General features: G+C 73.9%; 12 protein-coding genes and 1 pseudogene. 7 read left to right on the forward strand and 6 right to left on the reverse strand.

From position 1 onward, the window contains the following. The first annotated feature begins 18 nt into the window (after window positions 1-18). Window positions 19-270: a hypothetical protein gene (locus ACQPXS_RS22350; RefSeq protein WP_356303861.1), complete on the forward strand. Its 252-nt coding sequence runs from the start codon at window positions 19-21 to the stop codon at window positions 268-270. On the opposite strand, the gene ACQPXS_RS22355 is transcribed toward ACQPXS_RS22350, so the two are convergent. Together ACQPXS_RS22355 and ACQPXS_RS22360 are read right to left on the reverse strand one after the other, a co-directional pair. Further along, window positions 246-872, reverse strand: coding sequence for an HAD family hydrolase (locus tag ACQPXS_RS22355; RefSeq protein WP_433451083.1), 627 nt, complete (start codon window positions 870-872; stop codon window positions 246-248). The two genes, ACQPXS_RS22350 and ACQPXS_RS22355, sit on opposite strands and share 25 nt — an antisense overlap. Before the next feature lie 106 nt (window positions 873-978). Further along, window positions 979-2,004 (reverse strand): hypothetical protein, encoded by a 1,026-nt coding sequence (locus ACQPXS_RS22360; protein ID WP_433451084.1) that lies wholly within the window; start codon window positions 2,002-2,004, stop codon window positions 979-981. A 132-nt stretch (window positions 2,005-2,136) separates the two neighbouring features. On the opposite strand from ACQPXS_RS22360, the gene ACQPXS_RS22365 reads away from it, so the two are divergent. Both ACQPXS_RS22365 and ACQPXS_RS22370 read left to right on the forward strand, forming a co-directional pair. Next, window positions 2,137-4,713 (forward strand): helicase-associated domain-containing protein, encoded by a 2,577-nt coding sequence (locus ACQPXS_RS22365; protein ID WP_433451085.1) that lies wholly within the window; start codon window positions 2,137-2,139, stop codon window positions 4,711-4,713. 65 nt (window positions 4,714-4,778) lie between these two features. Further along, window positions 4,779-6,437: a DNA repair helicase XPB gene (locus tag ACQPXS_RS22370; protein WP_433451086.1), complete on the forward strand. Its 1,659-nt coding sequence runs from the start codon at window positions 4,779-4,781 to the stop codon at window positions 6,435-6,437. Between the two features lie 34 nt (window positions 6,438-6,471). Here the strand turns inward: ACQPXS_RS22370 and ACQPXS_RS22375 are convergent. Together ACQPXS_RS22375 and ACQPXS_RS22380 are read right to left on the reverse strand one after the other, a co-directional pair. Continuing rightward, a pseudogene (locus tag ACQPXS_RS22375) lies at window positions 6,472-6,585 on the reverse strand (glycosyltransferase 87 family protein); the annotation flags it as partial. Beyond that, a complete protein-coding gene (locus ACQPXS_RS22380; RefSeq protein ID WP_433455899.1) occupies window positions 6,582-6,764 on the reverse strand; it encodes a hypothetical protein in 183 nt (60 codons plus the stop codon). The gene ACQPXS_RS22380 and the pseudogene ACQPXS_RS22375, both read right to left, overlap by 4 nt. Window positions 6,765-7,045: 281 nt before the next feature. Here ACQPXS_RS22380 and ACQPXS_RS22385 point away from each other — a divergent pair, with 281 nt between their 5' ends. Continuing rightward, a complete protein-coding gene (locus ACQPXS_RS22385) occupies window positions 7,046-9,142 on the forward strand; it encodes a HelD family protein (protein WP_433451087.1) in 2,097 nt (698 codons plus the stop codon). Between the two features lie 56 nt (window positions 9,143-9,198). Continuing rightward, a complete protein-coding gene (locus ACQPXS_RS22390; protein ID WP_433451088.1) occupies window positions 9,199-9,846 on the forward strand; it encodes an LppU/SCO3897 family protein in 648 nt (215 codons plus the stop codon). Window positions 9,847-9,867: 21 nt separating this feature from the next. Here the strand turns inward: ACQPXS_RS22390 and ACQPXS_RS22395 are convergent, their stop codons facing one another. Next, window positions 9,868-10,560 carry a copper homeostasis protein CutC gene (locus ACQPXS_RS22395; RefSeq protein ID WP_433451089.1) on the reverse strand — a complete coding sequence of 231 codons (693 nt, stop codon included), beginning with the start codon at window positions 10,558-10,560 and terminating at the stop codon, window positions 9,868-9,870. A gap of 72 nt (window positions 10,561-10,632) precedes the next feature. Further along, entirely contained in the window at window positions 10,633-11,301 is a 669-nt protein-coding gene (locus ACQPXS_RS22400) for a maleylpyruvate isomerase family mycothiol-dependent enzyme (protein WP_351805431.1), read from the reverse strand. 72 nt (window positions 11,302-11,373) lie between these two features. Here ACQPXS_RS22400 and ACQPXS_RS22405 point away from each other — a divergent pair, with 72 nt between their 5' ends. Together ACQPXS_RS22405 and ACQPXS_RS22410 are read left to right on the forward strand one after the other, a co-directional pair. After that, window positions 11,374-12,018, forward strand: coding sequence for an HD domain-containing protein (locus ACQPXS_RS22405; RefSeq protein ID WP_433451090.1), 645 nt, complete (start codon window positions 11,374-11,376; stop codon window positions 12,016-12,018). Between the two features lie 26 nt (window positions 12,019-12,044). Then, window positions 12,045-13,133, forward strand: a complete 1,089-nt coding sequence (locus ACQPXS_RS22410; RefSeq protein ID WP_433451091.1) for a GNAT family N-acetyltransferase — start codon at window positions 12,045-12,047, stop codon at window positions 13,131-13,133.

The following is a 13,133-nucleotide window of genomic DNA, read 5'->3' on the forward strand; positions in this document are numbered from 1 at the left end:
GGGAACTACCCTGGTCCGGTGCGTGACAAAACCCAAACGAATTCCGCCGCGCCCGGTGACCGGCTGATCCGCGCCGGTGCGATCGTCTTCTTCATCGGGGCCGTGGCCACTCTCGTCACGGTGGCCCCGCTGTTCCTCGGCGCAAAGCCTTTTCCGACGTACATGTTCGGTTTGAGCATGCTCATGGCCGTCGGTTTCCTCGTCGCCGGTGCGGGCGTCCTGCGGTCGATCGCCGCAGGCCGGCGTCAGGCGCGGGGCGCCTCACGGTAGGCGGACAGCCACGCCGGGAAGACGGACAGGTCCGCCAGGACCACGTCCGCGCCGGCGGCGCGCAGCTCCTCCGCGGGGCACGGCCCGGTCGCCACGGCGACCGACAGCGCTCCCGCCGTACGGGCCCCGCGCACGTCCCCGACGTGATCGCCGACGTAGACGCCGGCGCGGTACTCGCGCAGCGCCTCCGCCTTCTGCTCGGCCCACAGGTCGCCCACGACCACGTCCGGCTCGATGCCGAGGTGGCTCAGGTGCAGCTTGGCGTTGGGCTCGTACTTCGCGGTGACCACCATCGTCCGTCCGCCGGCCGCCCGCACCGCGGCTATCGCCTCCCGGGCGCCGTCCATGGCGGGGGTCGCGGCGATGGCGATCGCCGGGTACATCTCCCGGTACAGGTCGGCCATCGCGGGCACCTGCTCCTCGGGGAACCAGTTGATCAGCTCCTCGGCGAGCGGCGGTCCGAGCCGGGTCACCGCCAGATCGGCGTCGATGTACGTCCCGGTCCGCTCGGACAGCGCCACGTAGCAGGCGTGGATTCCGGGCCGCGAGTCGATCAGGGTCATGTCGAGGTCGAATCCGACGGTGAATGTCATATGCGTCATTGTGTCAGCCGCGAGGATGGCCGGTGAGCGCCCCGAAGGACACGGGCGACCGCGCGAGCGACCACGCCGGCCCGCCGCCAGGCGCGCACGGCGAGCCCTGCGGTGCTCACCTGCTCCTCTGCGACCGCCACACCAGGTACAGCGCCGAGGCCACCGCCGCCCCGCGGACCACCCACGGCCATGTCCCGGCGACCGCGTCGTTCATGTGGCCCTGGGCGATCGGCTGGCCCCAGCGGCCGTTGACCCTCCCCCACAGCCACACCGCTCCGGCCCCTACCGCAGCACCCGGCAGGACCATCACGGCCACCTTGGTCTCCGCGGGGGTCAGCCGCCGGGAGCCGTAGGCGATCACCCAGCCGAGGAGCAGCGCGAACCAGTTCCCGAGCACCGCACCGGCGACCAGCGCGGCGGCGGCCAGCAGCAGGAGGGGGTTGGTCCAGCCGGCGGCGGGGCGGGGGACCAGACGCCGGCGCGCGGCGGAGGACGCGGGCTCGGCCTCGGCCTCGGTCGCCTCCGGTTTCGGCGCGGCCGGCGCCGCGACCCGGTCCGCCGGCTCCCGCTCCTTCGGTGGCCGCCTGAGCAGCTCCGGGATCTCCACACCGCCCACGAACCCCGGCACCGAGTCCGTCTCGGCCGCGACGCCGAAGGAGTTGCCGCCCAGACGCCACCAGTCGGGCTGTGCGGCGCCGTCCCCGAGTTCGTGCGCGGCGGCCAGGTGGGGCGGGGACGGGGCGTCGCGCGGGACGGAGGGCACGGTCCCGGTCTCTGTCTCGGCGGGGCGGGGGCCGGGGACGATCCGGCGCAGGCCCTTCAGGCCCTTCGGCTTCGGTTCCGGCTTCCGTTCGCGCGGCGCGGGCTGCACGGGCACGGCGGCGGGCGGCTGCGGAACCCGGCCGGTGCCGGACGTGCCTCCGGCTGCCGCGACGACCTCGTCCGGGGTGCCCAGCCGGTCCAGGATGCGGCGGACCGCGGCGGGACTGTCGACCGTCGCCTTGGCCCGGTGCCGGTCGATCTCGTTGCGCAGCTCCGACACGAGCCGCATCCGTGTCGCCGACGGCAGCTGCCGTTGCTGAGCGATGTCTCCGACACGGCTCAGGTACTCGTAGACGACCTGGTCGCTCTCGATCCCCAACGGAACCCCTCCGGGGTGACGGCGATGAAACCCCGTGAGGACGGTAGCGCAGAGTCGTGCCGCCCCACCCGTACCGGGGTCGGCGCCTGCGGGGCGCCCCTTCCGGGGACGGCAACCGCTACCGTGGGTCAGATGAGCCAAGCGGCCCACCCAGCCCCCCGTTCCCTCGCGGAAGCGCTCCGCGCACGGGACGACGCCTCCCTGGCCGCGCTGCTGCGCAGCCGCCCCGATCTCATCACGCCCGTCCCGACCGATCTCACCCAGCTGGCCACCCGCGCCGGGACCCGTGCCTCGGTGCTGCGCGCGCTGGAGCGGCTGGACCGGTTCGCGCTGCAGACGGCGGAGGCGCTGGCCGTGGCCCCGGACCCGGCGTCGTACGACACGCTGCTCGCGCTGATGGCCGGGGACGCCGGGGACGAGGCGGTCGCCGCCGCGCTGCCGCACACCGTCGCCGGCTTGCGGGAGCAGGCGCTGGTGTGGGGCGACGACGAGCGGCTGCGGCTGGTCCGCACGGCCCGCGAACTCCTCGCGCCGTCCCCGCAGCACCCCTCCCCGACGGGGCTCGGGCCCTGCGTGCAGGAGGCCACCTCGGGCATGTCGCCGGGCCGGATCCAGGAGATCGTCACGGCGGCCGGGCTGCCCTCGACGCACGACTCGGTGTCCGCCGTGGCCGCGCTGACCGCGCTGTTCGAGGACCGGGGGAAGATGGCCGAGCTGCTGGCCGGAGCCCCGGAGGCGGCCCGCGAGGTGCTGGCGCGGCTGGTGTGGGGGCCGCCGTACGGGCAGGTCACCCCGGAACCGGCGGCGCATCTGCGCTGGCTGCTCGACCGCGGGCTGCTTTTGCCGACCGCGCCCGGCACGGTCGTCCTGCCGCGTGAGGTCGCCCTGCATCTGCGCGAGGGCCGGGCCCACCGGGCGCCCGAGCCGCTGCCGCCCGCCGTGGAGCCGGCCGCGACGCACGGCCGGCAGGTGGTGGACGCGACGGCGGCCGGGCAGGCGTACACCGCGCTCGCCACGGTCGAGGAGCTGCTGAAGGACTGGGACGAGGGCGGCCCGGCCGTGCTGCGGGCCGGCGGGCTGAGCGTCCGCGACCTGAAGCGGACGGCCGTCGCACTGGACGTGTCCGAGCCGGTCGCCGCGTTCTGGGTGGAACTGGCGTACGCGGCCGGGCTGATCGCCTCCGACGGCGAGGCCGACGAACGGTACGCGGCCACGCCCGCCTACGACGAGTGGCTGGAACGGCCCTCCGCCGAGCGTTGGGCGCAGCTGGCGGAGGCCTGGCTGGCGGCCACCCGCACGCCGGGGCTGGTCGGCGGGCGCGACGCCAAGGACCGTACGCTCGCCGCGCTCGGCCCCGGCCTGGACCGCTCGGCCGCGCCCGAGGTACGGCACCGGGTGCTGACCCTGCTGGCCGGACTGCCGGCGGGCGCGGCACCGGACACCGAGTCGGTGCTGGCCCGGCTGCGCTGGGAACGGCCGTTGCGCGGGCCCCAGCAGCGCGACGGCGAGGAGGAGCTGCGCTCGCGGCTCGCCCGCTGGACCCTGTCCGAGGCGGAGGCGCTGGGCATCACGGGGCGGGGCGCACTGTCGACGCAGGGCCGCGCCCTGCTGGGCGCCCCGGCGGCGGAGGCGGGCCCGCGCGCCGCCTCGGCCACCCCGGGCGCCCCCGGCCCGGCCGCGGAGGCCGGCCCCGGCGACAAGCTGCCCGTCCACCATCACCACCGCCCGGCCGCCCCGGCCGCCCTCTCCCCCGCCGAGCAGGCCGTGGCGACGGCCGCCGCCGCCCGCCTGCTCGCGCCGCTCCTGCCCGAGCCGCTGGACCACGTGCTGCTCCAGGCCGACCTGACGGCGGTGGCGCCTGGGCCGCTGCAACGCCCCCTCGCCGATCTGCTGGACGTGCTCGCGGACGTCGAGTCCAAGGGCGGCGCGACCGTGTACCGCTTCACCCCGGCCTCGGTACGACGGGCCCTGGACGCCGGCCGTACCGCAGCCGATCTGCACGCCTTCCTCGCCGAGCACTCCCGCACCCCGGTGCCGCAGCCGCTCGCGTATCTCATCGACGACGTGGCCCGCAAGCACGGCCACCTCCGGGTCGGCGCGGCCTCGGCGTACGTGCGCTGCGACGACGACGCCCTGCTGAACGAGATCCTCGCCGACCGGCGCGCCGCGGCACTGCGGCTGCGCCGGCTCGCCCCGACCGTGCTGGCCGCGCCGTGCGACCCGGCCACCCTGCTGGAGGGCCTGCGCGCGATGGGCTTCGCGCCGGCCGCCGAGTCCGCCGAGGGCGACGTCCTGATCACCCGCGCCCACGCCCACCGCACCCCGCCGCGCACCGCGCCCGAGCCGGTCCCGGACGGGCCGCCGCCGCCCGACGCCACGCTGCTCGCGGCGGCGATCCGCGCGATCCGGGCCGGCGACCTGGCCGCCACCGCCCCGCGCAAGGCCGCCGGGGCCGGGGCTCCGCCGGCGGGCGGCGAGCTGCCCCGCACCTCCTCCGCCGAGACCCTGGCCACCGTGCAGGCCGCCGTGCTGACCGGCGGGTCCCTCTGGATCGGCTACGTCAACGCCGAGGGCACCGCCAGCCAGCGCGTCATCGCCCCGGTCAAGGTGGAGGGCGGTTTCGTCACGGCGTACGACCACACGGCGGACGAGGTGCGCACCTATCCGCTGCACCGGATCACGGGCGTGGCGGAGCTGGCGGAAGACTGACGGTGATCGCCGGCGTTTAGGGCACACTGGACGTTTGGTTGTTGTGGAAAGGGTGTGTGCCACACGTGAACGGACCGCTGATCGTCCAGTCCGACAAGACCCTGCTCCTGGAAGTCGAGCACGAGCGGGCCGACGACTGCCGGCGTGCCATCGCGCCGTTCGCCGAGCTGGAGCGGGCGCCCGAGCACATCCACACCTACCGGGTGACCCCGCTCGGGCTGTGGAACGCGCGTGCCGCCGGGCATGACGCCGAGCAGGTCGTGGACGCGCTGGTGCAGTACAGCCGGTATCCGGTGCCGCACGCGCTGCTGGTGGACATCGCCGAGACGATGGACCGCTACGGACGGCTCACGCTGAGCAAGCACCCCGCGCACGGGCTCGTGCTGACCACCACCGACCGGCCGGTGCTGGAGGAGGTGCTGAAGTCCAAGCGGATCGCCCCGCTGGTCGGGGCGCGCATCGACGCGGACACGGTCGTCGTGCACCCGTCCGAGCGCGGGCAGATCAAGCAGATGCTGCTGAGGCTGGGCTGGCCGGCCGAGGACCTCGCCGGGTACGTCGACGGTGAGGCGCACCCGATCGACCTGCTGGAGGACGGCTGGGCGCTCAGGCCGTACCAGAAGCAGGCCGTGGAGAACTTCTGGCACGGCGGCAGCGGTGTCGTGGTGCTGCCCTGCGGCGCCGGCAAGACGCTGGTGGGCGCCGGTTCCATGGCCCAGGCCAAGTCCACGACCCTGATCCTCGTCACCAACACCGTCTCCGCCCGGCAGTGGAAGCACGAGCTGGTGAAGCGGACCACGCTGACCGAGGACGAGATCGGCGAGTACAGCGGTACGAAGAAGGAGATCCGCCCGGTCACCATCGCCACCTACCAGGTGCTGACGACCAAGCGGAAGGGCGTCTACCCGCATCTGGAACTCTTCGACTCCCGGGACTGGGGCCTGATCGTCTACGACGAGGTGCACCTCCTGCCCGCCCCCGTCTTCAAGTTCACCGCCGATCTGCAGGCGCGCCGCCGCCTGGGCCTGACGGCGACCCTGGTCCGCGAGGACGGCCGCGAGTCGGACGTGTTCTCGCTCATCGGGCCGAAGCGGTTCGACGCGCCCTGGAAGGAGATCGAGGCCCAGGGGTACATCGCGCCGGCCGACTGCGTCGAGGTCCGGGTGAATCTGACGGACTCCGAGCGGCTGGCGTACGCGACGGCCGAGACGGAGGAGAAGTACCGCTTCTGTGCGACGACGGACACCAAGCGGAAGGTGACGGAGGCGATCGTCCGCCGTTTCGCCGGCCAGCAGATCCTCGTCATCGGCCAGTACATCGACCAACTCGACGAACTGGGCGAGCACTTGAACGCCCCCGTCATCAAGGGCGAGACCTCCAACGCCCAGCGCGAGAGGCTCTTCGACGCCTTCCGCGAGGGCGAGATCAGCGTGCTGGTGGTGTCGAAGGTCGCGAACTTCTCCATCGACCTGCCGGAGGCGACGGTCGCCATCCAGGTGTCCGGCACCTTCGGCTCCCGCCAGGAGGAGGCCCAGCGCCTCGGCCGCGTCCTGCGCCCGAAGGCCGACGGCCACCAGGCGCACTTCTACTCGGTCGTCGCCCGCGACACCATCGACCAGGACTTCGCCGCCCACCGCCAGCGCTTCCTGGCCGAACAGGGCTACGCCTACCGGATCATGGACGCGGACGAGATCCTGGCGGAGGACAGCACCGGCTCAGCTTGATGCCGGTGGCGACGGGCACGTTGGTCTGGCCGACGATCAGGGCCGCGAGCAGGAGCGCGTTGCCCGCGAGGAATGCGGCCTTCAGGGCCGGGACGAACAGGATCGCCGCGAAGGGCGGGTGGGTCGCGGGTGAAGTCTGTGCGGTTACTTGCGGCGTATGCCCGCCTCCTCGCCGTACTCGCCGAGGATGACCACGCCGAACGCGGCCTCCGCGAACACCTTGATCGCACGGAGGACGTTGCCCAGCCAGTGGTGATGCGGGCCGTCCACGGCTGTGGCGCCGGTCGGCGGTGGGACAGGACCTGGGGAGATGGTTGCTGCGCTCATGTCTCCATGGTGGATCGCCGGGCATAAGACCCGCATCGGTCTCCAGAGCCAATCCCGGACGGCTCCGTGTAGATCTACGGGTGGACCGCGGCCCCTACTTCGGGGGCCGCGCGTCCCCTAGGGGTCGGAAATGCGCGGGCGGAAAAACCGTTGGCCCCCACCGCGCGTTCTCGCCTAGAATTTCCGCTCTTGCCCGCCTCCCCTCCGCGGAGTGCCGTCGCCCGGTCGGAAACCGGGCGGCTTCGTCGTAGTCACCCAGCAGGTCCACCGGAGGCACCCCCGTGTCCACGTCCACGCCCGCCGACGACCCACTCGCCCGAGAGCGCTCCCACCTCGCCGCCTCCCGCGCCGCACTGCGCGCCATGCGCGAGGACGTGGAGTCGCTGGACATCCGGGACGTCACCGCGAACTGGGTCAACGCCGAAGTGCTGTCCCGCCAGATCGACGAGCGGATCAAGGCACTGGCCGACCTCAGCGACACCCCGCTGTTCTTCGGCCGGCTGGACTACCTGCACGCGCCGCGCGCGGACCAGGCCGAGGGGGCCGAGGAATCAAAGAGGCGCGAAGCGCCTTCCTCGCAAGGGCGGCGGTGGGAGACGGGCGGGCGGTTCTACATCGGGCGGCGGCATGTGCACGACGCCGGCGGCGACCCCATGGTCATCGACTGGCGCGCCCCGGTCTCGCAGCCGTTCTACCGGGCGTCCAAGAAGGACCCGATGGACGTCGGGCTGCGCCGCCGCTTCGGCTACACCGGCGGCGACCTCACGGCGTACGAGGACGAGCACCTCTCCGACCCGGCCGAGGCGGCCACCGCCAGCAAGCTGCTCCAGCAGGAGATCGAGCGGCCGCGTGTCGGCCCCATGCGGGACATCGTCGCCACCATCCAGCCCGAGCAGGACGAGATCGTCCGCTCCGGTCTGTCCGGCACGGTCTGCGTCCAGGGCGGCCCCGGCACCGGAAAGACCGCCGTCGGCCTGCACCGGGTGGCCTACCTCCTCTACGCCCACCGGGAGCGGCTCGCCCGCACCGGCACCCTGGTGATCGGGCCGAACAAGTCCTTCCTGCACTACATCGAGCAAGTCCTCCCCGCGCTGGGCGAGCTGACCGTGCGGCAGGCCACCGTGGACGACCTGGTCGCGCACGTCGAGGTGCGCGGCGCCGACGACGCGGCCGCCGCCGTGATCAAGGGCGACGCCCGGATGGCCGAGGTGCTGCGCCGGGCCCTGTACTCCCACGTGACCATGCCGACGGAGCCGGTCGTGGTGGTGCGCGGCTCCCGGCGCTGGCGGGTGCCGTCGTACGAGCTGGAGGACATCGTCCGGGAGTTGCTCCAGCGGGACATCCGTTACGGCGCCGCCCGCGAGGCCCTGCCGCAGCGGATCGCGCACGCGGTGCTGGTGCAGATGGAGCGCTCGGGCGAGGCGCCGGACGACCGGGTGCAGGACGCGGTGGCGCGCAACAGCGCGGTGAAGGCGGCCGTGAAGGAGATCTGGCCGGCCGTGGACCCGGCGAAGCTCGTGCTGCGCCTGCTGACGGACGCGGACTTCCTCGCCGAGCACGCCGCCGGGATCCTGGACGAGGACGAGCAGAAGACGATCCTGTGGGCCAAACCGGTGCGCAGCGTGAAGTCGGCCAAGTGGTCGGCGGCGGACGCGGTGCTGATCGACGAGGCGGCCGATCTGATCCAGCGCACGCACTCACTCGGCCATGTCGTCCTCGACGAGGCGCAGGACCTGTCCCCCATGCAGTACCGGGCCGTCGGCCGCCGCTGCACGACGGGCAGCGCGACGGTACTGGGCGACCTGGCGCAGGGCACGACCCCCTGGGCGACCCGCAGCTGGGACGAGGCGCTGGCCCATCTCGGCAAGCGCGAGGGGGTGATCGAGGAGCTGACGGCCGGTTTCCGCGTCCCCACGGACGTCATCGCCTACGCCTCCCGCCTCCTGCCGCACATCGCCCCCGGCCTCACCCCCGTGGCCTCCGTCCGGGAGAACCCCGGCTTCTTCGAGATCCGTACGGTCACGGAGGCGTCCGAAGTCGTGGCCGCCTGCGAGGAGTTGCTGCGCAACGAGGGTTCGACCGGCCTGATCGCCGCCGACGCCCGTGTCCCCGTCCTGGCCGAGGCCCTGACGGCCGCGGGCCTGCCGTACCTGGCCCCCGGTGCGGAGACCACCCAGGAGACCCGTCTCACCCTGGTCCCGGCGTCCCTGGCCAAGGGTCTGGAGTACGACTACGTGGTCCTGGACGAGCCGCAGGCGGTGGTGGACGGCGAGCCGGACGAGCGCACGGGACTGCGCCGGCTGTACGTGGCGCTCACGCGTGCGGTGTCGGGGCTGATCGTGACCCACGCGGCGGCGGTACCGCCTCAGTTGGCCTGACGGCACACGGCTAGGGTGTCGTGCCGTTCCGTCACGTCCCCAGGGAAAGGCCTCCGTTGAGCACACCGCCGTCCCCGCATCCCGGCTACCCGCAGGCTCCAGGGCCGTACGCGCAGCAGCCGGGTCCGTACCAGCAGGCGCCTGGGCCGTACGCACAGGCGCCCGGGGCATACCAGCACCCGGCGCCCGGTCCGTATCAGCAGGCCCCGGTGCCGTACCCGCCCCAGCCGGCGCCCGCCGGGTACGGCCAGGCCGCTCCGTACCAGCAGGCCCCCGGTGCCTACCCGTCCGCCACCGCCCCCTCGCCCGCAGGCCCCGGGTGCGACGTGTGCGGAGCCGCGCCGGCCGCACGGGTGACGATCCGCGGCCATCAGGGCATGCTGATCGTGATGCGGAACCTGTGGCGGAAGGGCACCTTCTGCCAGACCTGCGGGCTCGCCGTCTTCCGGAAGATGCAGTCGGACACGATGGTGCAGGGCTGGTGGGGTCCGGCGTCGATGATCATCACGCCCATCACGCTGCTGATCAACCTCTTCACCCTGTCCAGGATCCGGAAGCTCCCCGCGCCGACGGCCGCCTTCGGCCCCGGCCTGGACCCGGGCCAGCCGGTCCTGCGACGCCCGGCCGGAATGTTCGGCCTGGTCCCGCTCACCGGCTTCTGCCTGGTGTTCCTCTTCGTCCTCGTAGCGCTCGCGACCGCGTGACGACGCTGGACGGGGGCTGTCCTACTCCCCGTCCAGCACCCTGCGCCACTCGGCCACAGCCCCCTCGGAAACCGCCCCCGCCCAACCCGCGGAGCGCGCCGCGCCGCCGATGTGGAAGGCGTCGATGCCGGCGGCCCGCAGCCGCGGCACGTGCTCCAGCCGCAGGCCGCCGCCGACCAGGAGGGTCTGGCCGTACCCCGGCTCGCCCCGCCGGCCCGCCTCGGCGACCAGCGTCGGCAGACCCTCGTCGACCCCGCCGGCGGCACCCGCGGTGAGGTAGGTGTCGAGGCCGGGCAGGTCGGCGAGCCGCTTGCGCAGGGCGTCGCGGTCGGCGGCGCGGTCGATCGCCCGGTGGAACGTCCACGCGCAGCCGTCCAGCACGCCGACCACCCGCTCGACGGCGGCCAGGTCCGCCCAGCCGCCCCCGTCGAGGAACCCGAGGACGAACTGGTCGGCGCCGGCCTCGCGCAGGTCGCCGGCCACCCGGAGCAGACGGTCCACGTCACCGGCCGCGAACCCGTCCGCGAGGCGGAGCATCACGCGCAGGTCGATGTCGACGGCGGCCCGGATCCGGGCGACGGTGGCGGGCGCGGGGCTGAGCCCGTCGGCCGCCATGTCGGTGACCAGCTCCAGCCGGTCCGCGCCTCCGGCCTGGGCGGCGACCGCGTCGTCCACGTCGAGCGCGATCACCTCCAGGACTGCACGCTTGCTCATGGCACCCCATTCGTCCATCGGTCCCTACAGGTCTAGTCCAATTCCAAGACTACGCCTGTGCGGGGGCGCCCTTCACCCGAAGATGTTGAGTTCCCCCTCCCGCGCGCCGGCCAGCTCGTATCCGCTCCCGTTCACCGGCCGCCCCGCGTACAGCCGGACGAGGGTGGGCGCGTCGCCGATGTAGCGCGCGGGCGGGCCGCCCGCCACCGCCGCCCCGAGCCGCAGCGGCTCGTCCACGTCGTCCAGGTCGGCGTGCAGGGGCAGGTGTTCCTTCTCACGGGTGATCCGGACGAGCAGCGTCAGCGCGTCCGGCAGCCCGGCCCCCGCGTACGCCCCCGGCGCGCCGAAGACCTCGCGCACGTCACCGGCGTGCACCCACTCCCCCAGCGCGATCATGTCGAGCACCCCGCCCGCCCTGGCGATCACCGGCCCGGCCTCGGTCATCCCGCGCTCCAGCTCGTCCACGACCCGCGCGTTGGACCACCCGGCCCGCTCGGCGATGTCCCTGTCGTTGGACTCGGGCGAGAACACGCCCTTCTCGAACCGGCTCTCCACCACCCGCATCAACGCGGCCGAACAGTGCGCCAGCACGTCCCGCACCGACCACCCCGGACACGCGGCGGTCGGCAGCGCGAAGTCCGCGTCCGGACGCGCCCGCAGCAGCGGTATGAGGGCGTCCCGCTCCAGAGCGAGCAGCCGGCCGGGGAGTTCGGGGTCTCGTACTTCCTGTACGTCAGTCATGGGGGCCACGCTAGGGCGCCGACGGCACGCCTCACGGCAGAACGACGGCGCGCGTCGCGGAAGAATGGGCCCATGGCCGACCTCGATGCCCTGCGCCTCCGCTTCGCCCGTGCGCTGGAAGCCGCCCGTGCCCCGGGCGGCGGCCCCGATCCCGCGCCGTACGCCGACAACCTGCTCGCCCGCTGGCAGGAGCCGCAGCGCCGGTACCACACGGTGGCCCACCTCACCGCGGTCCTCGACCACATCGACGTACTGGAGGGGTACGCCGCCGACCCGGACGTCGTGCGCCTGGCCGCCTGGTTCCACGACGCCGTCTACCTTCCGGAGCGGTCCGAGAACGAGGAGCGCTCGGCGCGGCTCGCCGAGCGCGCCCTGCCGGAGGCGGGTGTGCCGGACGCCAGGGCGGCCGAGGTGGCCCGGCTGGTCCGGCTCACCTGCACGCACGACCCGGCCGACGACGACCGCGACGGCCAGGTGCTGTGCGACGCCGACCTCGCGATCCTGGCCGCGCCCCCGTCGGCGTACGCCGTCTACACCGCCGAGGTGCGCGAGGAGTACCACTTCGTGCCGAACGACGCCTTCAGGGAGGGCCGCTCGGCCGTCCTGCGCCAACTCCTCACGCTCCCACGGCTGTTCCGCACTCCCTACGGCCAGGAGAACTGGGAGGCCACCGCCCGCTACAACCTCGCCTCCGAGCTGGAAATGCTGTCGCCCTGAGGGGACCCGCCCTCTAGGGTTCGCCCATGCGACCGATAAACGGGGACCATGTGACCGAGGCCGTGGCGGGCTGCACGGCGGCACTGCGCGCGGCGGTGGACCGGGACTGGCGGGCGGTGCGGGCCGGGCGGCTGGAGTGGGACTGCCACGCCACCGCCGTCCATGTCGCCGACGACCTGATCGCCTACGCCGGCAACCTGGCCGGACGCGCGCAGGACGCCTACGTCCCCTTCGAGCTGAAGTTCCTCGACGAGGGCACCGGCAACGCGGGCCTGCTGCACGTCATCGAGACGACCGGGGCGCTGCTGGCCGCCGCCGTCCGCACCGCACCGCCCGGCGTCCGCGCCTTCCACCCCTACCCCTTCCGCAGCGCCGACGCCCAGGGCTTCGCCGCGATGGGCATCGCCGAGGTGCTGCTGCACACCCACGACATGGCCGAGGGGCTGGACATCCCCTACGAGCCGCCCGCCGAGCTCGTCGAGGCGCTCCTGGCCTGCCTCTTCCCGCACGTCCAGCCCGGCCCCGCCCCGTGGCCGACCCTGCTGTGGGCCACCGGCCGCGGCGAGCTGCCCGGCCGCGCCCCGGTCACCGAATGGCGCTGGATGAACAACCTCGTCATCCCGGCCGGGCGCTTCACCCTGACCGGTCTGCGCCCGGCCGCCGCCCACGATCTGCGCCTGGGCGGCGACGGCGGCTTCACCTGGCTCGACGGCGGCCCGTACGAGGGCACCCGGGAGGCCGCCTCCTTCCTGATGAAGGCGTACGAAGGCGGCGTGCACCGCCCGGAGTTCGGGGTCTTCGTGCTCGTACGGCACGAGGACGGCCGCGCGATCGGCGGCCTCGGCTTCCACGGCGTCCCGGACGAGGACGGCCGGGTGGAGATCGGCTACGACCTGGTCGAGGGCGCCCGGGGGCAGGGGTACGCCACGGAGGCCCTGCGCGCGCTGGCGGACTGGGCACTGGCCCGGGACGACGTCGGCTCGCTCTTCGCGACCATCGAGCGGGACAACACGCCCTCGCAGGCGGTGGTCACCCGGGCCGGGTTCGTCCCGGTGAGCGGCGAGGACGGCACCGAGCCGGCCTCCGGACTGCTCCACTACGAACTGCGCGGCTGA

This window comes from Streptomyces sp. CA-142005, from assembly GCF_050942335.1.
GTDB lineage: Bacteria > Actinomycetota > Actinomycetes > Streptomycetales > Streptomycetaceae > Streptomyces.

Coding starts and splice junctions, on each gene's coding strand:
- ACQPXS_RS22355 (WP_433451083.1), bottom strand. CDS start 872: ATGACGCATATGACATTCACCGTCGGATTCGACCTCGACATGACCCTG.
- ACQPXS_RS22365 (WP_433451085.1), top strand. CDS start 2,137: ATGAGCCAAGCGGCCCACCCAGCCCCCCGTTCCCTCGCGGAAGCGCTC.
- ACQPXS_RS22380 (WP_433455899.1), bottom strand. CDS start 6,764: ATGAGCGCAGCAACCATCTCCCCAGGTCCTGTCCCACCGCCGACCGGC.
- ACQPXS_RS22395 (WP_433451089.1), bottom strand. CDS start 10,560: ATGAGCAAGCGTGCAGTCCTGGAGGTGATCGCGCTCGACGTGGACGAC.
- ACQPXS_RS22400 (WP_351805431.1), bottom strand. CDS start 11,301: ATGACTGACGTACAGGAAGTACGAGACCCCGAACTCCCCGGCCGGCTG.
- ACQPXS_RS22405 (WP_433451090.1), top strand. CDS start 11,374: ATGGCCGACCTCGATGCCCTGCGCCTCCGCTTCGCCCGTGCGCTGGAA.
- ACQPXS_RS22410 (WP_433451091.1), top strand. CDS start 12,045: ATGCGACCGATAAACGGGGACCATGTGACCGAGGCCGTGGCGGGCTGC.